This is a genomic window from Odoribacter laneus YIT 12061, assembly GCF_000243215.1.
Lineage (GTDB): Bacteria > Bacteroidota > Bacteroidia > Bacteroidales > Marinifilaceae > Culturomica > Culturomica lanea.
This window is the reverse complement of the sequence record NZ_JH594596.1, coordinates 1695306-1721478: the sequence shown is the minus strand read 5'-3', so window position 1 is coordinate 1721478 and position 26173 is coordinate 1695306. Positions and strand designations below refer to the sequence as shown.

The following is a 26173-nucleotide window of genomic DNA, read 5'->3' as shown; positions in this document are numbered from 1 at the left end:
AAAGTTTGGAAACTGTAAATTGGCAATATATGATTAAAGAACGTATTTTCGGTTGTATAAAAAAAGCTTTGCCGGTAGCTTTGAGGACCTCTTGCTGGTTTCTCAAAATTATGTTGCCTGTTTCCTTTTTTGTCATGCTTTTATCTTATTTTAATATTTTGCCTTATATTTCATCTTTTGCGACTCCTTTATTTACTTATCTGGGTTTACCCGGAGATGCTGCTTTGGTGTTTGTAACCAGTATTTTTACCAATATTTATACGGTTATTGCTTTGATTACAACATTGGATTTTACAGTAAGGGAAGGGGTAATACTGGCTGTCATGTGTCTGATTTCTCACGGTTTTATTATAGAAACATTGGTGCAACAAAAAACAGGCTCTACTGCTTTGCGTATGATTGGAGTCAGGTTGGCAGGAAGTTTGATAGCGGCTTTTGCTTTAAACGGTATACTACCGGCTATGCCGGAAGCACTTTCCTCGACCGAAGCTGTGGAACCGGGATTTTCGGCCGCATTTTTTCATTGGTTGGAAAGTAGTTTGTGGTTGTGCGTGAAGATCTTCGGTATTATTATTTCGTTGATGATTATTCAGCGCTTATTGGAAGAGTTCGGGGTATTGAAGGCACTCTCCCGCTTATTTGCTCCTTTAATGAATTTATTTGGTTTAACGGCTTCCGCTTCTTTTTTGTGGATTTTAGGAAATACTGTCGGTTTAGCTTACGGTTCAGCTATTATGATGGATTATGCCAAATTAGGCAAGCTGGAAAAGAAGGAAGCTGATTTGTTAAATCATCATTTGGCCGTTTCTCATTCACAGGTGGAAGATCCTTTGTTGTTTATGGTCATTGGTTTGCCAGTATGGTGGTTGATTATTCCCCGTCTGATTTTAGCTATTCTGGTAGTATGGGAAAGAAAATTGGAGTGGCGTATAAAATATATCTATACCAGCAGGCATCCGGAAGCTGTGAGTTTGTGAAGTTGGTGTGATTTTAGCTACTAAACTAAGTTATGTATACGATTACAGAGATTAAAACGGAAAAGCAGGAAGCGGATTTTTTGCTTTTGCCTGTAGAGCTTTATAAGAATAATTCATATTGGATACGTCCTTTGGATAACGATATCCGCAATGTGTTCGACCGGAGAAAAAATCCCTGCTTTAAAAACGGGGAATGTGTGCGTTGGGTGTTATACAATGAGGTTGGGCATTGTGTAGGCCGGGTAGCTGCTTTTGTCAACGGGAAAACCTGTCATTTGGATAAGTATGCGGTGGGGCAGATGGGCTTTTTCGAATGTATAGACGATAAGCAGGCTGCTTTTATGCTTTTTGATAAATGTCGGGAATGGCTCGAGGCTAAGGGGATGGAGGCTATAGAAGGACCTGTAAATTTCGGGGAACGGATTGAATGGTGGGGATTGTTGGTGGATGGGTTCGATCGATTTCCGAATTATGCTATGCCTTACACCCACTCTTATTATGTAAAATTTTTTGAAGAATATGGTTTCCGGGATTATTTTAAACAATTTACTTACCGTAACCGTTTGGTTGTAGAAAGTTTGGCACCTATAGTTGTATGGAAAGCGGATCGTCTGTTGAAAAATCCGGATTACGCGGTCCATACCTACCGGGAAATCGGAAAACAAAAGGCAATTGACGCTTTACTGGAAGTATATAATAAAGCTTGGAATCTGGAGGTACATGGAGTGGACGGTATTACCCGGGAACAAGTCGAGGTTATTTATAAGAATTTGCAGCCCGTAATAGATAAAGATTTGATTTATTTTGCCTATTATAAAGGGATGCCTATCGGTTTTTTCCTGATGTTTCCGGAAATGAATCAGGTGATCCGGCATTTGAATGGGAAATTGAATTTAACCGGAATACTGAAATTTTTATATTATCGCCGCATAAAAAAAGTGGACGTCGCTTTAGGACAGCTTTTCGGCGTCGTTCCCGAATTCCAGGGGAAGGGGGTGGAAGCCGCTTTAATCAAACAGTTTTGTGAGACCATCGTAAAGAAAAATAGTTGTTATAAATATTTAGAAATGAACTGGGTGGGCGACTTTAATCCTCAGATGATGCATTTGATGGATTATTTGAGTGCCAAAGCTGTGAAAACCCATATCACTTACCGGAAGTTATTTCGGGAAGATATTCCCTTTGTCCGTTCTGTCGATAAAGAAAAATAAAAAGCAGGGAGAAAGTGTCTTTCTGTTATTCCTTGGACGAAGGGTATACGGTGTCAGACTAAGGCCTGTCCGTCTTTATATCTCTTAATAGACTAGTTCTATTGAAGGTAGATATTTTACTTACATTTAAAAATAAATGTTATCTTTTGTATTTCCCGGAAAAAATGTTATTTTTGTAATCTGTATTTACATAGATTATCAAGGTATTTGATTTAATATAAAACGGGCGTTTATTCTTTTAATTTTTCCTCCTTTATCTGATTTTCTTCAATCTTATAACTGCTTGTTAATTAGCATTATTTTATGCTAGTCCCTCTTTTTTATCTCGTCTAATTTAAAGGCCGAAAAGAAAAACAGGCAAACTGCTTAACTTTACTTGGATTAAAAATGAGAGGAAATCAACGATTTCTTCTCATTCGTGATATGCCTATTATAATGTAGTATTCCTTCTCCTGTCGTTTATATTTTTCAATCTGATGGTTTCCTTGCTTTTCTATACACTCACACTCCCTTAACAGATTAATACATTATTCATAATTCCAGAGAAGAGCGTTCTTCAGGTAGATTAATTCCCGTGTTTGGAATGGAATTTCAGGCGCATGAGGCGCAGATCTTCTTCGGAATAATCCCCTTCGAATTCGTCGAAAGCTTCTGCAATATTGTCGGTTTGAGCTTCCATAAAATAATCAAATATTTCCTTTTGCTGCTCTTCGTCCAGAATTTTATTGATATAATAATCAATATTGAGTTTCGTTCCGGAAAATACGATGGCTTCCATTTCCTTGATGAGTTCTTCGTAGCTAAGTCCTTGGGCAGAGGCGATGTCTTCCAAATCGATTTGCCGGTCGATGTTCTGGATAATATATACTTTAAATTTGGATTTGTTGGCTACGGTTTTCACTACCATATCCTGCGCCCGTTCGATTTCGTTGTCTTCTACATATTGTTTGATGACTTCTACAAATTCTTTCCCGTATTTTTGGGCTTTGCCTGTACCTACGCCTTGGATATTGGCCAACTCTTCTATTGTAATGGGATAGTTGATGCACATATCTTCCAAAGACGGATCCTGGAAAATGACATAAGGAGGCAGGTTATTGGTTTTAGCAATTTTTTTCCGTAAATCTTTCAGGATGGCAAATAGAGTGTTATCTAATGCGGAAACGCCGCCCTTCTCCTGAATCTTTTCTTCGTTTTCCTCAAAATTACGATCTTCCATCAGCATAAATTCTTTAGGGTGTTCTAGAAAATCTAGTCCTTCTTTCGTTATTTTTATTACACCGTATTGTTCAATATCTTTTTCGATAAACCGGCTGATCAGCGCTCTGCGAAAAACCATTGTCCAGAATTGACGACTTTTTTCTGCTCCGCTTCCGAACATTTCCAGTTTGTCGTGCTTATATGCCTTTATGGCCGAATCGGCTTCTCCGATCAAGATATTGACCAAATGTTCTATTTTAAATTTTTCTTTTATTTCTGAAACCAATGTGAGAGCATCCAATATATATTCTTTGCCCTCGAATTCTTTCTTCGGATACAGGCAGTTATCGCAGCATCCGCAATTGTCTTCGTCAAAATCTTCTCCGAAATAATGGAGTAGGACTTTTCGTCGACAAAGAGAGGTCTCCGCATAAGATACGGTTTCCATCAGCAATTGTTTTCCGATTTCCTGTTCAGCTATCGGTTTCCCTTGCATAAATTTTTCCAGTTTTTGGATGTCTTTATAACTGTAATAAGTGATACAAATACCTTCTCCTCCATCTCTTCCGGCACGTCCTGTTTCTTGGTAATACCCTTCCAGACTTTTGGGAATATCGTAGTGAATGACAAACCGTACGTCCGGTTTATCAATGCCCATTCCGAAGGCGATTGTAGCTACGATGACGTCGACCTCTTCCATCAGGAATTTGTCCTGATTGGCACTTCGGGTAGTTGCATCCATGCCAGCATGATAAGGAGCTGCTTTAATGCCGTTTATGCAAAGGACTTCTGCCAGTTCTTCCACTTTCTTCCGGCTCAGGCAATAGATAATCCCCGATTTTCCCTCATGCTTTTTGATAAACTTGATAATATCTTTTGTTGGATCATTCTTGGGACGGACTTCGTAATAGAGATTCGGACGGTTAAAAGAAGATTTGAATACTTCGGCGTCCAGCATGTCAAGATTTTTTTGGATATCGTGTTGTACTTTCGGCGTAGCTGTGGCTGTCAAAGCGATGATAGGCGCCTTTCCGATCTGCTCGACAATCGGGCGTATTTTACGATATTCGGTCCGGAAATCGTGTCCCCATTCAGAGATACAATGTGCTTCATCGACAGCAAAAAAAGAAATCTTTATTTTTTTCAGGAATTCTACATTACTGTCTTTTGTCAGAGACTCCGGTGCTACATATAATAATTTGGTCTTTCCTTCTAAAATATCTTCTTTGACTTTTAAAATTTCATTTTTCGTCAAAGAGGAATTCAGAAAATGAGCTACTCCTTCGGCAGCACTAAATGAACGCATGGCATCCACTTGGTTTTTCATCAGAGCAATTAAAGGGGAGATCACAATAGCTGTACCGTCGAGAATAAGGGCAGGCAGTTGATAGCACAAGGATTTGCCGCCACCTGTCGGCATTAATACAAATGTATTTTTACCTGCTAACACATTCCGGATGATCGCTTCCTGATTCCCTTTGAAGTTATCAAAACCAAAATACTCTTTTAATTTTTCATGTAAATCAATCTCCAATCCCATTGTATTTGTAATCTTTTCGCACACTTTTCGCAAAGGAAGTGCAAATTTATAACTTAATTTGAATGAATAACAAAAAAATTTAAATTTAAATGTTTAAACGTAAAAATGTTCAAAAGTTCTTTTTCGAATAAATGTTCATTTGGGAACAGATGAAAGTATTTCTCGGGAAATAAAGCAAAGGTTCCTGAGATTTCTTCACCGTAAATGAAGCGATATCGAGCATCTATACAAGAGAACGTTTAAACATTTGCACATTAAAAAATAAATTTCTTTTCCTTCTATTTATTTCTTTTCATAAAAGTCGAATGTATGATCCCCTATTGTAGGGTGAATCATAAAAAAATGGTACTTTTGCCTTTGAGTAAAGTTATAGTAAAAAATAATTCCTACAAGAATTTTTGTCATTTTTTTTGGCATAAATATTGTAATTCTTGAAGTAGTTTAGTAATGATTTGATAAAATGATTGATATTAAGTGTGTTGCAAAGAAGGTCGTTTCGGATGAGGCAGAGGCTGTCCGGAATCTGCTCAATTATATTGACGAGGATTTTGAAAAAGTTGTAAAATTAATATATGAAAGTAAGGGGCGTGTGATTATTACGGGGATCGGAAAAAGTGCCATTATTGCGCAAAAGATTGTAGCTACTTTGAATTCTACGGGTACGCCGGCTGTTTTTTTACATGCTGCCGATGCGATTCACGGGGATATGGGGATGGTACAACATGAAGATGTCGTTATTTTTGTATCTAAAAGTGGAAATACGCCTGAAATTAAAGTATTGCTTCCTCTGATCCGGAATATTGGGAATAATTCCATAGTGGCTATGGTATCCAATACGGACTCCTTTTTGGCTCAGAATGCGGAATATGTGATAAAGGCGAAGGTAGACCGGGAAGCTTGTCCGAATAATTTAGCTCCTACCAATTCTACGACGGCTCAGTTGGTAATGGGGGATGCTTTGGCCATGTGTTTGATTGAATGCCGGAATTTTTCCAGCCGGGATTTTGCCCGTTACCATCCGGGAGGATCTTTGGGGAAACGCCTTTATACACGGGTCTCGGATGTATTTGATAAAGAAAACCGGCCTAAAGTCGGTTTGGAAGACAATATTCGCAAAGTAATTCTGGAAATGTCTGGGGGATGCTTGGGGGCAGTCGCTGTCGTCGACCAGGAAGAGAAATTGATTGGTATTGTAACAGATGGGGATTTACGGCGTATGTTGGAAAAATATAAGGATGTCGACGGATTGAAAGCTGCTGACATTATGTCGGCTTCTCCCAAAACGATACCGGAAGAAGAATTGGCTTATAATGCTTTCAGGTTAATGGAAAAGAACAGTATTACACAATTGGTCGTAACCGATGACCAACGTATATATAAAGGTATAGTTCATCTCCACGACATACTTAAAGAGGGGGTGGTATAAATTTATTCCGGAAAGACCGGGATTAATTTTCTTAGGATAATAAATTCATGAATAGATACATTCTCTTTATATTACTGATAACGGTGACCTCTGTGGCTTGGGGACAAAGTACGCGTGTGAGAGGAAAAATCACCGATGCAAAGACCGGGGAACCTCTTCCTCTGGTCAATGTTGTATTTAAAGGGACGACGGTAGGAGTTACCTCTGATTTCGATGGTATTTATATCTTGGAAACCCGGGAAAAGGTGACCGAATTACAGGCTTCTTTTGTCGGATATGAATCTCAGACAGTAAAGGTTGTGCCGGGTTCGTATAATGCGTTGGATTTTCAGTTGGTTCCTTATACTGTTGATCTGGAAGAAGTGAATGTGACTCCTGGAGAAAATCCTGCCCATCGGATTCTGAAAAATGTTTCCCGGAATAAAAAGAAAAACAATCCGGATGAATTATCTCTCTATAAGTGTTCCACTTATACAAAGATGGAATTGGATCTGACCAATATTAATCCTTATTTTAAAAATAAAAAACTCCAAAAGAATTTTGGTTTTATTTTTGAACATATGGATACTTCTGTCATTACCGGAAAGGCTTTTTTACCGATTATGATTTCGGAAGCTACGGCAGATTATTATCATCGGAGTTCGCCTGGTTTTTCCCGCGAAATTGTAAAAGCCAGCCGGATTTCCGGAATAGAAGAGGACTATTCTTTGGCTCAGTTTACGGGACATTTGCATGTAAATGTGAACCTTTATGATAATTATATCAATATTTTTGAGGTGAAATTTGCCAGTCCTTTATCGGAACACGGATTGCTGTATTACAAATATTTTTTAGTAGATAGTATGCAGATTAACGGGCGGAAAACCTATAAAATCCGTTTTCATCCCAAAGGAACTTCTACGCCGGTATTGGACGGGGAGGTAAATATTGATTCGGCCTCTTGGGCTTTACAATCTGCTCATGTGAAAATGTTAAAAGGCTTGAATGTAAACTGGATCCGGCATTTGGTCATCGAAAATACCAATGAATTGGTGAATGATTCGGTTTGGTTTCCAAAACAGGATAAGCTTTTTGCTGATTTCACGATTGTTATGTCTGATTCTGCCAAGCTCGTTTCTTTTTTAGGCCATCGTCAGATCGATTATACTCACGTACGTTTGAATGAGCCAATACCGGAAGAAGTATTAAAATTGGACAATAACGTGATTATTTCCCGGGATGTATTGAAAAACGACGAACAATATTGGGATACTGTACGGCCGTATGAGCTCAGTGTGAAAGAAAAACAGATATATGGCATGGTGGATTCTGTAAAGAATGTACCGCTTTATCAGAACATTTATACCGTTATCAGTACTATATTGGGAGGATATTATGATACCAAGTATGTGGGTATCGGACCTTATTATAAATTGTTCAGTTTTAATAAGCTGGAAGGATGCCGTTTTCAACTGGGGTTACGGACCACTTCTGATTTCAGCAAAAAAATTCGTTTATTCGGACATTTGGCATATGGAACAAAAGACCGGCATTTTAAGGGAGGGGGAGGTTTGGAGTATATGTTTAAGGATTTGCCAACCTCTAAACTCACCCTGTCTTTTAAGCATGATGTCGTACAGTTGGGGGCTGGTGTAAATGCGTTTACAGAGGGGAACATATTGAGTTCTATCTTGTCAAGGGGCAATAATGATCGGCTGAGTTTGGTAAATCAGGGAGATATTTCGTTTGAACAAGAATGGCGTCAAGGGGTCAGCAATACTTTTGCTGCTCAGGTGAGGAATATTTTTTCTTCCCGTTATGTCCCTTTTATTCGCCCGGATGGGAAGGAAATGAGTTCCATACAGTCGCTTTCGTTTCGGTTGAGGACCCGATTGTCCAAAAATGAAATTATTGTCCGTCAGACATTTGATAAGTTTTCTTTGGGTTCGGATTATCCGATCTTTACATTGGATTTGTCTGCGGGGGTAAAAGGCATTTTTAAAAATGATTATGAATATTACCGGCTGGAGGGAACGGTGATGTGGGATATAGGATTTCCGCCTATAGGTACTTCCAAATTTGCATTGAGTGGGGGAAAGATTTTTGGAAAAGTGCCTTATCCGTTGTTGAAATTGCATGAGGGGAATGCCACCTATTTCTACGATCCTTATGCTTTTTCTTGTATGAATTATTACGAATTTGCTTCTGACTTATGGGCATCTCTGATGTATGAGCATCATTTTAAAGGTTTTTTCTTGGGAAAAATTCCTCTGATGAAAAGATTGAAGTGGAGAGAGGTATTTATATTCAAAGCTTTGATTGGAACATTGGAGAAGAAAAATAACGGTAGTTTGGAAGATACGCGGGCTATTTTGCTTTTTCCGGAAGGGATGTCGTCTGTTTCCAAGCCGTACTTTGAAGCAGGCGTGGGCATTGAAAATATATTTAGGATATTACGGGTAGATGCTATCTGGCGTTTGAGTCACCGGCATAGTGTACCCGGACAAAAAGTACAAAATTTCGCGGTCAATTTCAGTATAAACCTGAATTTCTGATCGGAACCAAATAACTTTACGTGTAGAATAGGCTTTGGAAGTATTTGTTAACTCTTAACTTTTGCCTATCTTTGTACACCAAAATAGGAATTTATGATACTGAGAGCAGAGGATCTGGTAAAAAAATATAAAAGCCGTACGGTAGTAAAGGGGGTTTCTTTACAAGTGGAACAAGGAGAAATTGTAGGGTTGTTAGGACCGAATGGGGCGGGGAAAACGACCTCTTTTTACATGATCGTGGGCTTGATTACTCCGAACGGAGGCCGGATTTTCTTGGATGACCGGGAGATTACAAAAGAGCCGGTGTATAGGAGGGCTCAGTTAGGAGTCGGATACCTGGCGCAAGAAGCCTCTGTATTCCGCAGGTTGAGTGTGGAAGATAATATTAAGGCGGTATTAGAAATGACAAAGATGCCGAAGGACGAACAAAAAGACCGTCTGGAAGAGATGTTGGATGAGTTCGGTTTACAGCATATCCGTAAAAGTTTGGGGATACAGTTGTCCGGAGGAGAGCGGCGGCGTACGGAAATTGCCCGTGCTTTGTCTATCCGTCCGAAATTTATCTTGTTGGACGAACCCTTTGCGGGGGTAGATCCCATTGCCGTGGAAGATATACAAGGTATTGTACAGAAACTGAAAGATAAGAATATTGGTATTCTGATTACCGATCACAATGTACAGGAAACGCTTTCCATTACGGACCGGGCCTATCTTTTATACGATGGCCGGATATTGGAGTCCGGAACGGCCGAGCATCTGGCTGCCGATCCTGAAGTAAGGCGGGTTTACCTGGGTAAAAATTTTGAATTGAGGAAGAAAAAATAAGATGAGGGAATGTGTATTTTTTAATTCACAAATCTAAAATCTTAATTCATAAATATTTTGGAGGTTTAAAAAAATAGGCTATTTTTGCAGCGCTGAAATTGTAAGCGGGCGTGGCGAAATTGGTAGACGCACTAGACTTAGGATCTAGTGTCGAAAGACGTGGGGGTTCGAGTCCCTTCGCCCGTACAAAATGGAAAGCCGCCTTCTTCTAGGTGGCTTTTTTAGGTTAGAGAAATCGAAATATATTGTATAATTAAAACTGTTGTGACCGTTGTAACTGTTGCGACTGTTGTAACAAAAACGATAGCATGAACATAACAAAAACCCAGAACGATGATCTTAATGCCATTATTAAGATTCAGTTAGGTAAAGAAGATTACGCAAGTCGCGTAGAGAATGTACTGAAAGATTATCAGAAGAAAGTGGTTATTGACGGATTCCGCAAAGGGAAAACCCCCATGGGAATTGTGAAAAAGATTTACGGTAAGGCTGTGTTGGTGGAAGAAATAAACAAGGTGTTGGGAGAAGCGCTTAACAATTATATAAAAGAAAATGATCTTCAAATTCTGGGAGAACCGCTACCAAGCGAGACCGAACAAAAAGAACTGGATTTAAACGATGAGAATTTTGAGTTTGCTTATGACATTGCTCTTTCTCCCGAGGTGAACGTGAAGTTGAGTAAGCGGGAAAAAGTACCTTATTATTTGATTACGGTGGACGATGAGATGATCGATAAGCAAATCGAGAACATGTGTAAGAACAATGGGGAAATGGTTCCGGTGGACGAAGTTGAAGGAACGGAATACGTTAAGGGAGAACTGATTGAATTAAATGCTGATGGCAGTGTGAAAGAGGGGGGGGTGAACAATGCTGAGGCATCCTTATCCGTTATGCACATAAAAGACGAAGAAGCTGTAAATGCATTCAAAGGTGCTAAGGTAGGGCAAGAAGTAAAATTTAATGCAGCTAAATCATTCCCGAATAAAACGGATTACGCTTCTATGTTAGGTGTTTCTAAAGAGGAAGCGGAAAAAGCCAATCCTGATTTTTGCTTTATCGTGAACGAGATCAAACGTTATGTAGATGCAGAAGTAAACCAGGATTTATTTGATAAGGTTTATGGCAAAGATGCTGTAAAGGATGTAGCAGAATTCCGTGCCCGTGTAAAAGGTGATATTGAAAAACAATTACAGGGACATTCTGAATACCGTTTTACGATAGATGCCCGTGAAAAATTATTGAAGAAGAACGAGGAAGTGGTGTTACCGGAAGCATTTTTGAAGAGATGGATCGTGGCCGTAAATAAAGAAATGAAAGCAGAGGATGTAGAGAAGGATTTTGAAGGTTACCGGGATGAATTCAAATGGCAGGTGATTAAAAATGCTTTGATTAAAGAGTACGAGTTGAAAGTAGAAGCGGATGATTTGAAGGCCGTAGGCCGGGAAGTTGCTGCTGCCCAATTACAGCAATATGGTTTGTATGGACTGACGAACGAGCAATTGGACGGATTTGCTGTAAAACTGCTGGAAGATGAAAAGCAACGGCAGCATCTTTATGAGAGAGCTGTGGACAATAAGATCTTTGCAGTGATAAAGGAAAATGTAAAATTGGAAGAGCAGCCTATTGCTATGGCTGATTTTGAAAAGTTATTTCAAAAATAAAACAATTTTGGCCGTACCCACAAGTTTAAAGCCGAAAGCGGCAAACGGATCTTCCTGAAGAAGGGACTTCCGTTTGAGTATCATATTCAAAAAGCTGGTGAAATTTTTCATCAGCTTTTTTTAGGTGCATTTTTAACAATACTATTTCCCGATAAAATGTTGCTTTCCTCCCGCTAGGTCTTTTATTCGGGACAAAACTTCGGTCTCAAATACAAGAATTTACACATTAGGGACGTGCCCTAATGTGTAATTTTCTATTTAAATCGGAAACAGAGCGGTTTTGTTCCTCAAACTTAAAAGTCACCGATCCGTTCCGAACGTCCATAGGGATAACTTCTTTATCTTTCGGTCATTTTTATAAGAAAACTTTTATATATCCGAACTTTTAAACAATTCCGGAAATCCCGATTTTTTTCCTACTTTTGTGAGCTAATAGAAGAGGGAGAACGTCGATAATGTATCAGACTTATATATTGAAAAACGGGCTGAAGGTCATTCATGAACATGTACCGAATAAAGCAGCTTATTGTGGTTTAATTATAAATGCAGGGAGTCGGGATGAAAGGGAAGATGAAGTGGGGATTGCTCACTTTATTGAACACGTGATTTTTAAAGGTACGACGAAGAGGAAAGCTTATCACATTTTGAGCCGTATGGAAGATGTGGGAGGAGAGTTAAATGCCTATACGACGAAGGAAGATACCTGTATATATGCTTCTTTTCTGCCCAAAGATTATGAACGGGCTTTGGAATTGTTTGCCGATATTGTTTTTGATTCGGTTTTTCCGGAAAAAGAAATAGAGAAGGAAAAGGAAGTTGTCATTGACGAGATTAACTCTTACAAGGATTCTCCCGGGGAATTGATTTTTGATGATTTTGAAGAACTGGTTTATAAAGGAGAGCCAATCGGACGTAATATATTAGGGAATGAAGAGAGCGTACGGAATTTAACCCGGGAACAGATTTTTAATTTTGTACACCGGAACTATGTTCCCCAGCGTATGGTGATCAGTTCGGTCGGGGATATTGATTTTTCCAAGTTGATCCGGTTCGTTGAGAAATATTTCGGAGGATTATCCGGGGAAACCGTACCTTTTGGCCGGCATTGTCCTGAAATTTACATTCCTCAGCAAAAAGAGGTAGTCAAAGGGACCTTTCAGAATTACTGTATATTGGGGAACATTGCTTACGATTACCGGGAGGAGAAACGTTTGCTTTTGTCTGTATTGGTAGATATTTTGGGTGGAAGTGGGATGAATTCCCGATTGAATCTGAATCTTCGGGAAAAGCATGGATTGGTCTACAACATAGAAGCTTCTTATACTCCCTATTCGGACACGGGTATTTTTACCGTTTATTTTGGTTGTGATGCGGCGGATTTGGAAAAATGTCTGAAACTATGCCGGCGGGAGATGGAGATGCTTTATAGTGAACCCTTGGGATTAGTACAACTGAGGAAGGCAAAGACGCAGGCTATTGGACAACTTACCTTGTCGGCTGAAAATTATGAAAATACCATGCTCTCCATTGGGAAGAGTTTTCTGGTATACGATAAAGTGGAAAGTATTGAGTGTCTTTGTAAAAAGATTGAAGAGATTGATGCAGGGAGTTTGCAGCAGGTCGCAGCAGAAATATTGGATACGGGTCGCCAATCAGTGTTGGTGTATAAATAAAACCGGTTTTATTGCTGCTAATGTTTGTCGAAAGGGAAACCGGAGAAGAGAACAGAATTTTGGAAAGCTTATGGAGTGGAATGCAGAATTGGAAGAATATATGATGGCTCATTCAGAACCGGAGCCGGCTGTTTTGGCTGAATTGAGGAGGGCAACTCATTTACAGGTTATGCGTCCAAGAATGCTGTCCGGTAATATGCAAGGACAATTTCTGAAATTGATTTGTCGGATGACGGGAGCAAAACGGGTGTTGGAAATCGGCACTTATACCGGATATGCTGCTATTTCTATGGCTTTGGCTTTGCCGGAAGGGGGAAAATTATATACGATTGACATCAACGATGAAATAGAAGATTTTACTCGGGCTTATATAGAGAAAAGCGGTTTAGGAGAAAAAATCTGTTTCTTATTGGGAGATGCCTGTACGGTAATACCGACCTTGGAGGAGCAATTTGACGTCGTGTTTATCGATGCAGACAAAAGACAGTATTCCGATTATTATCGTCTGGTATTTGATAAATTGCGTCCGGGAGGGATTATTATAGCGGATGATGTATTGTGGGAAGGAAAGGTAGTAAAAGAAGCCCGGGATGCGCAGACGAAGGGAATCCTGGATTTTAATGAGCGGGTTGCAGCGGATGAACGGGTGGAAAAAGTGATCCTGCCCGTCCGGCATGGCCTGATGTTGATCCGAAAAAAATAAGGAATACAACATCAAAATTAGTTATATATTTCAGGAATGTGATAAGCTGAAATCAAGGAGTTTACAAAATTATTAAATGAGTCGGAGGACTTATCTTTATAACCTGGCCTTTGGGGCATTAATGCTTTAACATTTAGGATAGATTATCATGAAGCAGTATTTGGAATTATTGGATAAAATTCTTGCCGAAGGGGCACAGAAAACAGACCGGACCGGAACGGGAACAATCAGTATTTTCGGTCATCAAATGCGTTTTGATCTGCAAAAAGGATTTCCTTTATTGACGACTAAAAAATTGCATTTAAAGTCGATCCTATATGAATTGTTATGGTTTTTGCAGGGAGATACGAACGTGCATTATCTGCAGGAACACGGTGTGCGGATTTGGGATGAATGGGCGGATGAAAAAGGGGATCTGGGGCATATTTATGGTTATCAGTGGAGGAGTTGGCCTCGTCCGGACGGTACTCATTTGGATCAGATTGCCCAGGTGGTGCGGGATATCCGGAATACGCCTGATTCCAGACGCCTGATTGTAAGTGCCTGGAATGCCGGGGATATTGAAAATATGGCTTTGGCGCCCTGTCATGCTTTGTTTCAGTTTTATGTTGTAGACGGTAAATTATCCTGTCAGCTCTATCAACGAAGTGCTGATACTTTCCTGGGAGTCCCTTTTAATATTGCTTCCTATGCTTTACTGACACTGATGATGGCGCAGGTTTGCGGGTTGCAGCCCGGGGAGTTTATACATACCTTGGGAGATACCCATATTTATTTAAATCATATCGAACAGGTGAAGTTGCAACTGACCCGGGAACCGCGGGAGTTACCTCAGATGCATCTGAATCCTGAGGTAAAAGATATTTTTGGTTTTCGGTATGAAGATTTTCAGTTGAGTAATTATAATCCTCATCCCCATATTAAAGGAGATATATCTGTCTAAGGATAACGAAATAAAATCAGAAAGTTACGGTTAAAAAATAAAAACTGATGTTCGGAAAAGAACTTCTGATTTTTCTTTTTTATTAAAATATCTTATTTAAGGGAGAGGTAGTCTGTTTTATATTTCACAGGTATTTTTCATATTGTTCATCTCGAATTTGTATTATTAGGTGGAATATGTTTATTTTGCTAAAAATAAAATAATTAGCCGGAAAGAGAGAAGGATTGTTCCGGGTAATTTGAAAAACTCATTCTATACATGAAAGTTAGCTTAATTATAACGACCTATAACTGGGAATCAGCCCTCCGGTTATCTTTGAAAAGTGTTTTAAAGCAGACACAACTGCCTTTGGATGTAGTGGTAGCGGATGACGGTTCCCGGCCTTCTACCCAAGCATTGATTGATGAGATGCGGGAGCAATTCCCTTGTAAGCTCAAGCATGTATGGCAAGAAGATAAAGGTTTCCGGGCGGGAAAAATCCGGAACAGGGCTTTTGCCGTGTGTGAGGGGGAGTATATCATACAGATTGATGGGGATATCATTATGCATCCTCGTTTTATAGAAGATCATATGAAGGAAGCCCGGAAAGGTTATTTTTTATCGGGAGGCCGGGTGAAGTTGAAAGAGGGGGTATCGGCTGATTTTGAAAAAGCAGGAGAATACAAACTTTCTTTTTTTTCCAAAGGGATACGCCGTCGGATTAATGGGTTGAGGTGTCCTTTACTCACTCCTTTCTTTTACAATTATAAGAAAGGGCGGATGTATGGACGAGGATGTAATATGTCTTTTTGGAAAGAAGATCTGTGGGCGGTAAACGGATATGACGAAGCCTTTGTGGGATACGGATTTGAGGATTTTGATCTTCCGGCCCGTTTGAACCGCTATGGTATTCAGAGGCGATTTATTAAATTCAAGGCGATAGAGTACCATATCTATCATAATGAACACAGTACCAAACACGATATGAGTGTTAACGAGAGTATCTATAACCGGAATAATGAAAATAAACTGATCCGCTGTCAATACGGGATAGATCAGTATTTGGAACAAGGAAATAACTCCTGTAAAGAAGAGAAAGGATTTAAATAAAATAATATGGCTCGGAAGGAAGAGTTAAAATCGCAAATATTAGAGTTGGTGAAGGAGTATTATGCGGAGGTGCATGCTCCTTCTAAGGTTTTTGAAGCCGGAAAGACTTTTGTAAATTACGGAGGTCGTTATTACAATGAGGAAGAAATGCTCAATCTGGTTGATTCTTCTCTGGATTTTTGGTTGACGGCAGGTCCTTGGGCCCGGAAATTTGAGACCCGTTTTGCTGAATGGTTGGGTGTGAAATATTGTTCTCTGACAAATTCCGGTTCTTCTGCGAATTTGTTGGCTTTTATGGCTTTAACTTCCCCGGCTTTGGGAGAACGGCGGATTTGCAGGGGGGATGAAGTGATTACGGTCGCTTGTGGTTTCCCTACGACGGTCGCTCCGATTATTCAGTTTGGGGCCGTACCGGTATTTGTAGATGTTACTTTGCCGGAATACAATATTGATGTTACACAGTTAGAACAGGCTTATTCAGCTAAGACCAAAGCTGTCATGATTGCTCACACGCTGGGGAATCCCTTCGATTTGGGAGCGGTAAAGGCATTTTGTGATGCTCATGGATTGTGGTTAATCGAAGATAATTGTGATGCCTTAGGATCCCTTTATTTTATAGAGGGGGAATGGAAGAAGACCGGAACTGTGGGACATATTGGTAGCAGTAGTTTTTATCCTCCCCACCACATGACAATGGGAGAAGGAGGAGCCGTTTATACGAATGATCCGCAACTGCATAAAATTGTAAATTCATTCCGGGATTGGGGACGGGATTGCTGGTGTGTGGGAGGGGTGGATAATACTTGTCATTATCGGTTCAGTAAGCAATTTGGGGAATTACCCGTGGGATATGATCATAAGTATGTGTATTCCCATTTCGGTTATAATCTGAAGGTGACAGATATGCAGGCTGCCATCGGTTGTGCCCAGTTGGAGAAATTAGACGATATTGTAGAGATCCGGAGAAAAAATTGGGCTTTACTGAGAGCGGGTTTGGAGGGAATAGAAGATTTGATTTTGCCTGAACCGCAGGTAAATTCAAAACCGAGTTGGTTCGGATTTTTGATTACCGTAAAAGAAGGGGCGGGTTTCACCCGGAATCAGTTATCTGGTTATCTGGAAAGTAAAAAAATTCAGACCCGTAATTTATTTGCTGGTAATTTGGTAAAACATCCGGCTTTTGACGAAATGCGCCGTACGGGAAGGGGATACCGGATTGTCGGGGAATTGACCTGTACGGATTTGATTATGAATAATACCTTATGGATAGGTGTATATCCAGGAATGCAGCCGGAAATGCTGCATTATATGATCGAAACGATTAAAAACTTTGTATCCGGACATAAGCAATGAAAGCAGTAATTCTGGCAGGTGGTTTCGGTACCCGTCTTAGCGAGGCGACCAACCTGATTCCTAAACCCATGGTGGAAATTGGCGGTAAACCGATTCTCTGGCATATTATGAAAACGTATAGTTATTATGGTATCCACGAGTTTATCATTTGTTGCGGTTATAAGCAATACGTGATTAAAGAGTATTTTGCCAATTATTTCCGGCACAATAGCGATATGACGGTGAATTTGGCGGATAATAGTGTGGAAATTCTGGATAATCACAGTGAGAACTGGAAAGTGACTCTGATAGATACCGGTTTGAATACGATGACGGGAGGACGGATAAAACGGATTCAGAAGTATGTGGGAGAAGAGCGTTTTTTGCTGACCTATGGAGACGGAGTGACGGATTTGAATATAGGGGATACTCTTTTGTCACATGAAAAGTCCGGAGCTATTTTGTCGCTGACGGCCTATCAACCGAGTGGTAAATTCGGAGCTTTGCAGATTGATCCTCAATCGAATCAGGTGACTTCTTTTCTGGAAAAGCCGGATGGCGACCGGAATTGGATAAATGCCGGTTATTTTGTCTGTGAAAAGGAAGTTTTCGATTATATACGGGAAGGAGATGCTACGATATTCGAGCGGACGCCTCTGGAAAACATTGCCAGAGAGGGAAAGATGCACGCATTTAAGCATACGGGATTTTGGAAACCGATGGATACTTTGCGGGATAGTATAGAGTTGAATGATATGTGGGAGAAAGGAATTGCTCCCTGGAAAGTTTGGTGATCTTATGACAAATCTGGATACATTTCGGGCGTTTTACAAAGGGAAACGGGTCTTATTGACCGGGCATACCGGTTTTAAAGGATCTTGGTTGGCAATTTGGTTGTATGAATTGGGGGCGGAAGTTATTGGGGTAAGTTTAGAGCCCTATACGGAGCGGGATAATTTTGTATTGTCGGGGATTGGAAAGCGGATAGTGGATTTAAGGGGAGATATTCGGGATGGAGAAAAAATGAAGCAGATTTTTCAGCAATACCGGCCTGAAATTGTTTTTCATTTGGCGGCACAGCCGATTGTCCGGCTATCGTATGAAATTCCGGTGGAGACCTATGAGACGAATGTGATGGGGACTATCCGGATTCTGGAGGCGATGCGGAATACGCCTGACGTTAAGGTCGGCGTTATGATTACAACCGATAAGTGCTATGAAAATAAAGAGCAGATTTGGGGGTATCGGGAGAATGAGCCCCTGGGGGGATACGATCCGTATTCTTCTTCTAAAGGAGCGGCGGAGATCGCAATAGCTTCCTGGAGACGTTCTTTTTTCAATCCGGAGACCTACGAGAAACACGGACAGTCGATTGCCAGTGTGCGTGCCGGCAATGTTATCGGAGGAGGGGACTGGGCGTTGGACCGGATTGTGCCCGATTGCATAAGGGCGTTGGAAGCAGGGAAGCCCATCGAAATCCGGAGTCCTCAGGCAGTCCGCCCCTGGCAGCATGTTTTGGAACCTTTGAGTGGTTATCTGTTGCTGGCGATGAAAATGTGGGAGGAACCTACCCGTTATTGTGAGGGGTGGAATTTTGGGCCGCATGCCGAATCTGTTGCGACAGTGTGGGAGATTGCGAATCAGATTGCGGATTTATATGGTGGAGGAGAGGTGAAAGATGTTTCGCAGGCCGGGGCTTTGCATGAGGCGAAGCTTTTGATGCTGGATATTTCAAAGGCAAAGTATTATTTGAACTGGGAACCTCGTTTAGCAGTCCAAGAAGCGGTACGTCTGACGACCGATTGGTATAGGCGTTATCGGCAGGAGCCGGTTGATCGCATTTGTGTGGAACAGATTGAAAAATATATGCTTTCCCAATGAAAAAGATAGAAACTTCCATCTCGGGTTTGTATATCCTGGAAACCGTCGATTTTCAGGATGAAAGAGGTTGTTTTCAGAAATTGTACAATTACGATTTTTTTAAGGAAAACGATCTGGATACTGATTTTAAAGAGTTTTATTATTCTGTTTCCCGGAAAGATGTCATCCGGGGGATGCATTTTCAGTTGCCCCCTTTCGATCATACGAAATTAGTGTATGTGAGTAAAGGGAAAATCCGGGACGTTGTCGTGGACTTACGTCAGAAATCCGCTACTTTCGGGATGTTTTTTTCTTTGGAGATGGATGAACGGGCAGCCCGGTATTTATATATTCCACGGGGGTTAGCCCATGGTTTTCTGGCCTTGGAAGAGGGAAGTATTGTCAATTATGCCCAGACATCCTGTTATGCAAAGGATCAGGATTGCGGGATCGCTTGGGATTCTTTCGGCTTCGACTGGGGGATACAGCGACCGATTGTGTCCGGGCGGGATCTGACTTTTGAAAAATTGGAAAATTTCAAATCTCCTTTTTGATGAATATATTGATTACCGGAGCCACAGGTTTTGTCGGACGACATTTGGTCCGGAAATTGAAAAAAGATTTTTCTCTGCATCTTTTGGTCCGGGAAGGTTCGGATTTGACAGGCTTAGAAGATATACCGGCCTTTTGTTTTAAGGAAGATATACTGGCCTTACGGCAATATTTGAATAAAGAAAAAATAGAAGGAATTGTGCACTTGGCTTCTTTGTATATTGCCCAGCACCGGGAGGAGCAAATCAAAGATATCATTTTGTCGAATGTTTATTTTGGGACGGCTTTATTGGAGGCTGCTTCTAAAAGTGAAGTAAAATGGTTTTTGAATACAGGTACAATCTGGCAGAATTACGAATCGGACAGTCCGGAATATTGTCCTGTCAATTTATATGCGGCATCCAAACAAGCTTTTATCGATGTGGCCCGGTATTATACTGCCGTATCCCCTCTGCGTTTTATGACCTTAAAACTGTGTGATACTTATGGGCCTTGGGACACGCGGACCAAAATATTGGCATTGTTCAAGCGAATTGCGGAAACGGGAGAAGAGTTAGCTATGTCGCCGGGAGAACAACAGATCGACTTATTGCATATTGACGACGTAATCGCCGGATTCCGGGTTTTAATCAGACGTTTAAGTGAGGAAAAGGAACAGGGAGAGGAATATGTATTGAGGGCAGACCGACCTTATTCATTGCGGGAACTGGCGGCGGTTTTTGAGCACGTAAGCGGAAAGAAACTGAATATTATATGGGGAGGGCGGGAGTACCGGCTTCGGGAAGTGATGTGTCCCTGGAAGAGAGGAACCGTTTTGCCGGATTGGCAACCTCAGATTTCTTTGCAAGAAGGAATATCGGATTTGTTACAGCATAATTAAACAGTGAGATATGCGGAATATTTTTGAAATAAAGGATAATTTTCAGACGTATAGAGAAGTTCCCTCCTTATTGGTAAGCGGAGATTTCAGTTGTTGCCCGAAACCGGAAGTTTCTATTGTAATGCCGGTTTATAATCATCCGGATTTTTTGAGGGTCGCTTTAAAATCGGCTTTGGAACAGGATTACCAAGGAGCTTACGAGATTATCGTGATAGATAATGACGATACGGTTTCTGGAGAAACTCCCAATTTTAAAGTTGTCAAAGAATTCAATGCTCCCCGTGTGTATTACTATCGGAATCAAAAAAATATAGGCATGTTCGGCAATTGGAACCGTTGTATCGAGTTGGCCAGGGCTCCTTTTTTGGTATTTTGCCACGACGATGACATGTTATTGCCGAATGCGTTGTCCCGTTTGATGAGTTTACAGAAAAAAAGCGGAAATAAAGCCATCTTTTCTGCCTTCAATAAGATAAACGGTAAAGGAGAATATATTAAGAAAAAAAAGGTCGGTAAGAAAATTATGGGGATATTGAGAAAAAAAGATCACTATAATTATTCTGTATTCGCTCATTTTATGGATGAGGTAGGGAATGGGGTCGGATCCTTGTTTGCTAAAGAGTGTCTGTTGGAAATAGGAGGATTTAATCCGGAATTTTATCCTGTAGCGGATTATGCTTTATTTTCCCATTACACTTATCGGTTTGGATCGATATACAATACGATTCCTACGTTTAATTATCGTATTGCAGAGAACGAAACATTTAATTGTTACCGGGAAATGCTGGATGTCGATAAATATATATGGACTTGTATGAAAAAGGCCATTGCTTTGCCCGATCCTTTACTCGACCGGATTATACGTGCAAAATACAATACCCGTAAAATCCGTTTTGAAATAGAATTCGGGCAAAAAGATAAATCTTTAAAGAAAAACCTGAAAACGACGGATAAACTTTTATTGAAAATGATACACTGGACGTTTTTTATAAAACGTTACGGTTTCTGATGGTGTATTCCTTAGCGGTTGCTTGACGTCAAAAACAAAAAAGGGATTTTATAGCACATCCCTTTTTCATAACAGTGTCTTTAGGGCTTTCTCTACAGCTTTGGTACAATAATATCCGTTTGAGAGGCGATTGCTGACGATAGCGATGTTTGCTTTCATTTGTTTATATTCTTCCGGACTTAAAGCTTTCAGGCGTTCGTTTAGTTCGGTCAGGCTGTCGATGGGTATCCCGATTTTATTTTTTTCAATAAAAGGAGCCAGGGCTGCTTTTTTCCAGATAATTACCGGTAATTCACAACGGATATAAAGAGAGGTTTTATGGGGATTATTGTATTGTAAATATTCCCCCCAGTTTCCGCTGCAGGACGTAATGGAATCTCCGTCCCAAACCAAGCCGAAATCTCCTTCCGCTTTCGCGATAAGCTGATCGGAAGGGACGAAACCTTTATAAGTGAAATGTTCTTTTCCTTTGGCTTTTTCAGCTTCGAATCCGTTGCCGTATAAATTGATGTGGTAATTGGAAATCGTTTCTCCTATTTCATACAAAAATGTGTTTTTGCGGGGGCTCAGTCCTCCGGCATATACGACACCATAAGGAAGTGGAGGAAGGTCCCGGTCCGGAGCTGTTGTTTCCGACAAGTAATCGAAAATTTCCAGACAGCCGATTGGAATTTTACATCCTTGTTGTTCCAGCCAGCTTTTCATAAACGTATTGTGGGCGATAATATAATCGCTATGCCCCAGGCGTTTTATTTCCTGCGGAATCGTAAGCTTTTGACGTCTAAAGCTTCCGAGGTCGTGGATCAGGGTAATCACTTTGGCTCCTCTCAGATGGGCCATATTACAGACGAAACTATAGTATTTCTTCAAAGGGTACTGTAAAAGTAGCACATCCCCTTTGTGTAGACAAAAAGGAGCTTTCAGTACCCCCAGGAGGGTGATAAAAAAGCCGAGAACTTTATTGGTATACACTGTTTGTTTTAATCCGACATTCCGGAAGCCCTGTTGCTGAAGGATTTTTTCAATATCGGTTTTAGCTTTGTTTCCGGCGTTTTGTAAGCCCTTGTAATTTTTGGAGAGATAACATTTGTTGGTCATATCGTTGTGAGGTCTATTCTTCGTAGGTTTGTTTTAAATAATTGTGCAGCCGGCCTGATAAAAAACATCGTTTTAAAACAGGGACTCCCGGCGAGCTAAATCCAACGCTGCTTCTACGGTATCGTCCATATCGAAATAAGCGTACTGGGCCAATCTTCCCCCCAGGAGCAAATGAGGAAATTGGGCTGCTTTTTCTTTGTATTTTTTGACTTTAGCTGTATTGAGTGAATCATTTACGGGATAATAAGGTTCATCTCCTGCTGCAAAGGCTTTGGGATACTCCCGTGTAATGATGGTGAAAGGTTGTTGTCCGAATTCAAAATGTTTGTGTTCAATAATCCGGGTATAGGGCACTTCCCGTTCGGTGTAATTGACGACTGCATTACCTTGAAAATCTACTATTTCCAATTGTTCGTGTTCAAAACGAAGACTGCGGTATTCCAGCGGTCCGCATTCATAGTTAAAAAATTCATCCAGGCAACCGGTAAATACTATTTTGTCGGCCAAATGGTCGAAATAGGACCGGTTTTCGAAATAATCGGTGTTCAGTTTTACTTCTATGTCTTTTAAAAGTCCTTCGATTAGAAGATTATATCCTCCCTTGGGGATACCTTGATACTCATCGTTAAAATAATTATTGTCGTATGTAAATCGGAAAGGAATCCGTTTGATAATAAAAGCGGGGAGTTCGTTAGCTGATCTTCCCCATTGTTTTTCGGTATATCCTTTGATCAGAATTTGGTAGATGTCTTCCCCGCACAATTTTAAAGCCTGTTCTTCCAGATTGGCCGGTTCTGGGAGAGAAGCATATTTCCTCCGTTGTTCTTCTATTTTAATCCGGGCTTCTTCCGGACTGACGACTCCCCATAAGCGGTTAAAAGTGTTCATATTAAAAGGAAGATTATAGAGTTTCCCTTTGTAATAGGCTAGGGGAGAGTTGGTAAAGCGATTGAATTCGACAAAGCGGTTGACGTAATTCCATATCTCTTTTTGACTGGTATGAAAAATATGGGCTCCGTATTTATGGACACGGAGGCCGTCGATATCCTCACAATAAATATTCCCGCCCTTGTGGGGACGTTTGTCAATGACCAGACATTTTTTTCCTGATTGGAAGGCCTGCCGGGCAAAAACGGCTCCAAAAAGGCCGGCTCCGACAATTAAATAATCGTATAAACGCGCTTGCTCCATCATAATATTTATAAATCTAATTGAAATTCGGGAGGATGTCTTTGACTGTAAGCTTTCCAGAATTTCTGTCGGTAATGTAATACCCATTTGATACATACTTCGGCGTCGAAGTGACGGGCTGCAGCATATTCTGTTGCTAATATACGGAAAAAAGGTTGTTGTCCCCAAAGACGTGCAAAATTAGCACAACCCATTTTTATACCTACGGGCCCGAACTTCATCCGGTTGATGTCTACGACACAGAATTCTGGTTTACCTTCCCGTATATCGAATAAAATATTGCCCGGGGAATAGTCCTTATGGTATACTCCGGCTTCGTGCATACGGGCGGTGTAACGGGCAAAGGCCCGGATAATTTCTTCTTTCCCTTCGAGTGGGGCGGTTCCGAATTCATAAAATCTGCGGGTATAAGGTACTTGCAGACTGATGAAATAGCATCTGTCCAGAAGTCCCCTTCGGCTCATGCAAATACAGCCAATGGCTTCCGGAGTATTGATACCTGAATGTTGCAGTTTCAAGGCATATTCGTAAGCCCTGAGGGCTTTGGGGGGGCGGAAACCGTTATAAATAATCCGATTGAAAAACAGAGGAATACCGAATTGCTTTACGTTGAGAGATAATCCTGCTTTTTCAAACACACGCAGTTCATTCCGACTCTGATAGATAACTTTTCCGTTTTGCGAAAAAGTATCAGGAAGAGAAGTGATAAAGGAACGCAGGTGTTCGTATTTGGGATTAATCAATATCTTTTTCTTCATTTTTTTTCAATAAACGTTCCGTTTCCTGGACGATTTTTTCCGGAAGAATGCCATTCAGACAAGCGTAATCTTTCCGCAGGCAAGGTTTATTGCCGAATACAGAACAGGGACGACAGGGTAAATCCATTTGTATAGCCTGTTCTTCTTTTTGTCCCCAGCCCATAAATCCGCACCAGAAATGGGTAGCGCCCCATATGGAAATGACCGGCGTATGAACCAGCGAGGCCATGTGCATATTGGCGGAATCCATAGAAATCATCACGTCTAGGTAACTCATCAGGACAAGTTCTTCCGGCATCTTTAATTTCCCCGGTAAAGCGAATGTCCCCGGAAATTTCTTTTCCCATCCTTGGAGGATTTCCGTTTCTTTTTTGCCTCCACCGAAGAAAAAAAGCCGGATACCGGATTTTGCATTCAGAAGGGCGACGACTTTTTCCATGAGCGGCAAGGGATATATTTTTCCTGTATGCTGTGCAAAAGGAGCAATTCCCACCCATTTTTCCTGTTTTTTTTCTCCTGTAAGCGGCCGAATGAGTTCGAAATTCCCTTTTCCCTCTCCGTAAATAGAGGAAAAGTGCAATGTCAAGGGAAGGCCCAGTCGGGTAAATACTTCTTCGTAACGGGTAAAAGACGTTTTTAAAGGCTTACGGATTTTATTTACCGATCGTACCAGTTGTTTTTTTTCTTTCCGTCCTTTTTGTATAGAAGCCGTTTTTTTCCCGTAGAGCCAAAAGCAGGTCCGCAAAAAGCGGGTCCGCAATACATTGTGCAGATCGGCTATGGCATCGAATTTATAGGGGCGAAGTTCTCTGAATAAGCGGGTTAATCCGAGAATTCCTTTGTGTTTGCCCCGGAGATCGGCTGCCCTAAAAGTCACATTTTCCGGTAACTTTTCGAAAAGCGGCCGGAAATTTGCGCGACTTAGTACAGTAATTTCCAATTCGGGATATTGTGTTGCCAACGAATAAAGTACAGGTACAGTCAGGGCCACATCTCCCATAGCGGAAAAACGGACGACCAGCAAACGTTTCATATTTATTTCTTTCCGTAAAGTACAGGATTTAAAGCCGGATCGTTATACATTTTCATCTGTTTATATACTTTCATGTATTTCCGGCCGGCTGCGATGTCGTCCAGCAATTGTCCAATAGCCGTGGAAAGATCTTTTTGCTGTTCCAGAAGAATGTTCAATTTCTTTTCACATTGCTGATGGTGTTCTGGGTTGGTGTCGGTCCGGTTCACTTCCTGTTGCATATGGTAGATTTTCAAAGCCAGAATGGAAAGACGGTCAATTGCCCAGGCCGGACTTTCCGTATTGATGAGGGCATCCGGCAAAACGGTTACTGCTTTGAATTTATCCAGAAAATAGCTGTCAATCAACTCCACTAAATCTGTACGGTCCTGATTGGATTTGTCGATCCGTCTTTTTAACAATAAGGCTTCTGCTGGATCAATATGCGGGTCCCGGATGATATCTTCAAAATGCCATTGTACGGTATCGATCCAGTTTTTCAGATATAAATAATATTCTATACTTTTTAAGGGGTATGGGTTCTGAATAGGAGTGTCTACATTGTCTTTCACATGGTAATCCGTAATGGATTCGTTAAAAATTTTGTTGCAAATGTCGGTAAAGGCCATAATACAATTTTATTAAGTTATCTAAATTATCGCATAAAAGCACGTGCTTTGCAAAACTAGGTAAAGTTTC

At 40.8% G+C, this 26173-nt stretch carries 22 protein-coding genes and 1 tRNA gene; 17 read left to right on the top strand and 6 right to left on the bottom strand.

Annotated elements, in window-relative coordinates; translation table 11 throughout:
- Window positions 1-29: 29 nt before the first annotated feature.
- Both HMPREF9449_RS07180 and HMPREF9449_RS07175 read left to right on the top strand, forming a co-directional pair.
- Window positions 30-977 (top strand): nucleoside recognition domain-containing protein, encoded by a 948-nt coding sequence (locus tag HMPREF9449_RS07180; protein ID WP_009136590.1) that lies wholly within the window; start codon window positions 30-32, stop codon window positions 975-977.
- A gap of 32 nt (window positions 978-1009) precedes the next feature.
- The gene (locus tag HMPREF9449_RS07175) at window positions 1010-2188 is read left to right on the top strand and encodes a hypothetical protein (protein ID WP_009136589.1); all 1179 of its coding nucleotides are present in this window, start codon (window positions 1010-1012) and stop codon (window positions 2186-2188) included.
- Window positions 2189-2753: 565 nt separating this feature from the next.
- On the opposite strand, the gene recQ is transcribed toward HMPREF9449_RS07175, so the two are convergent.
- On the bottom strand, window positions 2754-4928 hold the full coding sequence (gene recQ, locus HMPREF9449_RS07170; RefSeq protein WP_040611255.1) for a DNA helicase RecQ: 2175 nt from the start codon (window positions 4926-4928) through the stop codon (window positions 2754-2756).
- Between the two features lie 460 nt (window positions 4929-5388).
- Between recQ and HMPREF9449_RS07165 the strand changes: the two genes are divergently transcribed.
- The 15 genes from HMPREF9449_RS07165 (at window position 5389) to HMPREF9449_RS07095 (ending at window position 21415) form a co-directional block, all read left to right on the top strand.
- On the top strand, window positions 5389-6354 hold the full coding sequence (locus HMPREF9449_RS07165; RefSeq protein WP_009136587.1) for a KpsF/GutQ family sugar-phosphate isomerase: 966 nt from the start codon (window positions 5389-5391) through the stop codon (window positions 6352-6354).
- Window positions 6355-6401: 47 nt separating this feature from the next.
- Window positions 6402-8888: a DUF5686 and carboxypeptidase-like regulatory domain-containing protein gene (locus HMPREF9449_RS07160; RefSeq protein WP_009136586.1), complete on the top strand. Its 2487-nt coding sequence runs from the start codon at window positions 6402-6404 to the stop codon at window positions 8886-8888.
- 93 nt (window positions 8889-8981) lie between these two features.
- Window positions 8982-9713, top strand: coding sequence for an LPS export ABC transporter ATP-binding protein (gene lptB / locus HMPREF9449_RS07155; protein WP_009136585.1), 732 nt, complete (start codon window positions 8982-8984; stop codon window positions 9711-9713).
- A 104-nt stretch (window positions 9714-9817) separates the two neighbouring features.
- Window positions 9818-9899 (top strand) — tRNA-Leu (locus HMPREF9449_RS07150).
- A gap of 122 nt (window positions 9900-10021) precedes the next feature.
- Complete coding sequence (gene tig / locus HMPREF9449_RS07145) at window positions 10022-11374, top strand: trigger factor (protein WP_009136584.1); 1353 nt, start codon at window positions 10022-10024, stop codon at window positions 11372-11374.
- 455 nt (window positions 11375-11829) lie between these two features.
- Window positions 11830-13047 carry a M16 family metallopeptidase gene (locus tag HMPREF9449_RS07140; RefSeq protein WP_009136582.1) on the top strand — a complete coding sequence of 406 codons (1218 nt, stop codon included), beginning with the start codon at window positions 11830-11832 and terminating at the stop codon, window positions 13045-13047.
- 70 nt (window positions 13048-13117) lie between these two features.
- Window positions 13118-13750, top strand: coding sequence for an O-methyltransferase (locus tag HMPREF9449_RS07135; RefSeq protein ID WP_009136581.1), 633 nt, complete (start codon window positions 13118-13120; stop codon window positions 13748-13750).
- A 148-nt stretch (window positions 13751-13898) separates the two neighbouring features.
- Window positions 13899-14693 carry a thymidylate synthase gene (locus HMPREF9449_RS07130; RefSeq protein WP_009136580.1) on the top strand — a complete coding sequence of 265 codons (795 nt, stop codon included), beginning with the start codon at window positions 13899-13901 and terminating at the stop codon, window positions 14691-14693.
- 258 nt (window positions 14694-14951) lie between these two features.
- Entirely contained in the window at window positions 14952-15782 is an 831-nt protein-coding gene (locus HMPREF9449_RS07125; RefSeq protein WP_009136579.1) for a glycosyltransferase family 2 protein, read from the top strand.
- Between the two features lie 6 nt (window positions 15783-15788).
- Complete coding sequence (gene rfbH, locus HMPREF9449_RS07120; protein ID WP_009136578.1) at window positions 15789-17135, top strand: lipopolysaccharide biosynthesis protein RfbH; 1347 nt, start codon at window positions 15789-15791, stop codon at window positions 17133-17135.
- Window positions 17132-17908 carry a glucose-1-phosphate cytidylyltransferase gene (rfbF, locus tag HMPREF9449_RS07115; RefSeq protein ID WP_009136577.1) on the top strand — a complete coding sequence of 259 codons (777 nt, stop codon included), beginning with the start codon at window positions 17132-17134 and terminating at the stop codon, window positions 17906-17908. The genes rfbH and rfbF overlap by 4 nt, the downstream gene beginning before the upstream one ends.
- A gap of 4 nt (window positions 17909-17912) precedes the next feature.
- On the top strand, window positions 17913-18995 hold the full coding sequence (gene rfbG / locus HMPREF9449_RS07110) for a CDP-glucose 4,6-dehydratase (protein ID WP_022048950.1): 1083 nt from the start codon (window positions 17913-17915) through the stop codon (window positions 18993-18995).
- Window positions 18992-19528, top strand: a complete 537-nt coding sequence (locus HMPREF9449_RS07105) for a dTDP-4-dehydrorhamnose 3,5-epimerase family protein (RefSeq protein WP_009136575.1) — start codon at window positions 18992-18994, stop codon at window positions 19526-19528. The genes rfbG and HMPREF9449_RS07105 overlap by 4 nt, the downstream gene beginning before the upstream one ends.
- Complete coding sequence (locus HMPREF9449_RS07100) at window positions 19528-20406, top strand: NAD-dependent epimerase/dehydratase family protein (RefSeq protein WP_009136574.1); 879 nt, start codon at window positions 19528-19530, stop codon at window positions 20404-20406. Before HMPREF9449_RS07105 ends, HMPREF9449_RS07100 begins: the two co-directional genes overlap by 1 nt.
- Before the next feature lie 10 nt (window positions 20407-20416).
- Window positions 20417-21415 carry a glycosyltransferase family 2 protein gene (locus tag HMPREF9449_RS07095; RefSeq protein WP_009136573.1) on the top strand — a complete coding sequence of 333 codons (999 nt, stop codon included), beginning with the start codon at window positions 20417-20419 and terminating at the stop codon, window positions 21413-21415.
- A gap of 66 nt (window positions 21416-21481) precedes the next feature.
- Here the strand turns inward: HMPREF9449_RS07095 and HMPREF9449_RS07090 are convergent, their stop codons facing one another.
- From HMPREF9449_RS07090 to HMPREF9449_RS07070, 5 genes are all read right to left on the bottom strand, one after another.
- Window positions 21482-22513, bottom strand: coding sequence for a galactofuranosyltransferase (locus HMPREF9449_RS07090; protein ID WP_009136572.1), 1032 nt, complete (start codon window positions 22511-22513; stop codon window positions 21482-21484).
- 72 nt (window positions 22514-22585) lie between these two features.
- On the bottom strand, window positions 22586-23704 hold the full coding sequence (glf, locus tag HMPREF9449_RS07085) for a UDP-galactopyranose mutase (protein ID WP_009136571.1): 1119 nt from the start codon (window positions 23702-23704) through the stop codon (window positions 22586-22588).
- Window positions 23705-23712: 8 nt separating this feature from the next.
- The gene (locus HMPREF9449_RS07080) at window positions 23713-24462 is read right to left on the bottom strand and encodes a lipopolysaccharide kinase InaA family protein (protein ID WP_009136570.1); all 750 of its coding nucleotides are present in this window, start codon (window positions 24460-24462) and stop codon (window positions 23713-23715) included.
- Window positions 24440-25495: a glycosyltransferase family 9 protein gene (locus tag HMPREF9449_RS07075; RefSeq protein ID WP_009136569.1), complete on the bottom strand. Its 1056-nt coding sequence runs from the start codon at window positions 25493-25495 to the stop codon at window positions 24440-24442. Before HMPREF9449_RS07075 ends, HMPREF9449_RS07080 begins: the two co-directional genes overlap by 23 nt.
- A 2-nt stretch (window positions 25496-25497) precedes the next feature.
- Complete coding sequence (locus HMPREF9449_RS07070) at window positions 25498-26103, bottom strand: DUF4254 domain-containing protein (protein ID WP_009136568.1); 606 nt, start codon at window positions 26101-26103, stop codon at window positions 25498-25500.
- Window positions 26104-26173: the final 70 nt, after the last annotated feature.

What these genes read in the sequence shown, in the direction of transcription:
- HMPREF9449_RS07180 (WP_009136590.1), top strand. Translation starts at nt 30, where the DNA reads ATGATTAAAGAACGTATTTTCGGTTGTATAAAAAAAGCTTTGCCGGTA.
- HMPREF9449_RS07175 (WP_009136589.1), top strand. Translation starts at nt 1,010, where the DNA reads ATGTATACGATTACAGAGATTAAAACGGAAAAGCAGGAAGCGGATTTT.
- recQ (WP_040611255.1), bottom strand. Translation starts at nt 4,928, where the DNA reads ATGGGATTGGAGATTGATTTACATGAAAAATTAAAAGAGTATTTTGGT.
- HMPREF9449_RS07165 (WP_009136587.1), top strand. Translation starts at nt 5,389, where the DNA reads ATGATTGATATTAAGTGTGTTGCAAAGAAGGTCGTTTCGGATGAGGCA.
- HMPREF9449_RS07160 (WP_009136586.1), top strand. Translation starts at nt 6,402, where the DNA reads ATGAATAGATACATTCTCTTTATATTACTGATAACGGTGACCTCTGTG.
- lptB (WP_009136585.1), top strand. Translation starts at nt 8,982, where the DNA reads ATGATACTGAGAGCAGAGGATCTGGTAAAAAAATATAAAAGCCGTACG.
- tig (WP_009136584.1), top strand. Translation starts at nt 10,022, where the DNA reads ATGAACATAACAAAAACCCAGAACGATGATCTTAATGCCATTATTAAG.
- HMPREF9449_RS07140 (WP_009136582.1), top strand. Translation starts at nt 11,830, where the DNA reads ATGTATCAGACTTATATATTGAAAAACGGGCTGAAGGTCATTCATGAA.
- HMPREF9449_RS07135 (WP_009136581.1), top strand. Translation starts at nt 13,118, where the DNA reads ATGGAGTGGAATGCAGAATTGGAAGAATATATGATGGCTCATTCAGAA.
- HMPREF9449_RS07130 (WP_009136580.1), top strand. Translation starts at nt 13,899, where the DNA reads ATGAAGCAGTATTTGGAATTATTGGATAAAATTCTTGCCGAAGGGGCA.
- HMPREF9449_RS07125 (WP_009136579.1), top strand. Translation starts at nt 14,952, where the DNA reads ATGAAAGTTAGCTTAATTATAACGACCTATAACTGGGAATCAGCCCTC.
- rfbH (WP_009136578.1), top strand. Translation starts at nt 15,789, where the DNA reads ATGGCTCGGAAGGAAGAGTTAAAATCGCAAATATTAGAGTTGGTGAAG.
- rfbF (WP_009136577.1), top strand. Translation starts at nt 17,132, where the DNA reads ATGAAAGCAGTAATTCTGGCAGGTGGTTTCGGTACCCGTCTTAGCGAG.
- rfbG (WP_022048950.1), top strand. Translation starts at nt 17,913, where the DNA reads ATGACAAATCTGGATACATTTCGGGCGTTTTACAAAGGGAAACGGGTC.
- HMPREF9449_RS07105 (WP_009136575.1), top strand. Translation starts at nt 18,992, where the DNA reads ATGAAAAAGATAGAAACTTCCATCTCGGGTTTGTATATCCTGGAAACC.
- HMPREF9449_RS07100 (WP_009136574.1), top strand. Translation starts at nt 19,528, where the DNA reads ATGAATATATTGATTACCGGAGCCACAGGTTTTGTCGGACGACATTTG.
- HMPREF9449_RS07095 (WP_009136573.1), top strand. Translation starts at nt 20,417, where the DNA reads ATGCGGAATATTTTTGAAATAAAGGATAATTTTCAGACGTATAGAGAA.
- HMPREF9449_RS07090 (WP_009136572.1), bottom strand. Translation starts at nt 22,513, where the DNA reads ATGACCAACAAATGTTATCTCTCCAAAAATTACAAGGGCTTACAAAAC.
- glf (WP_009136571.1), bottom strand. Translation starts at nt 23,704, where the DNA reads ATGGAGCAAGCGCGTTTATACGATTATTTAATTGTCGGAGCCGGCCTT.
- HMPREF9449_RS07080 (WP_009136570.1), bottom strand. Translation starts at nt 24,462, where the DNA reads ATGAAGAAAAAGATATTGATTAATCCCAAATACGAACACCTGCGTTCC.
- HMPREF9449_RS07075 (WP_009136569.1), bottom strand. Translation starts at nt 25,495, where the DNA reads ATGAAACGTTTGCTGGTCGTCCGTTTTTCCGCTATGGGAGATGTGGCC.
- HMPREF9449_RS07070 (WP_009136568.1), bottom strand. Translation starts at nt 26,103, where the DNA reads ATGGCCTTTACCGACATTTGCAACAAAATTTTTAACGAATCCATTACG.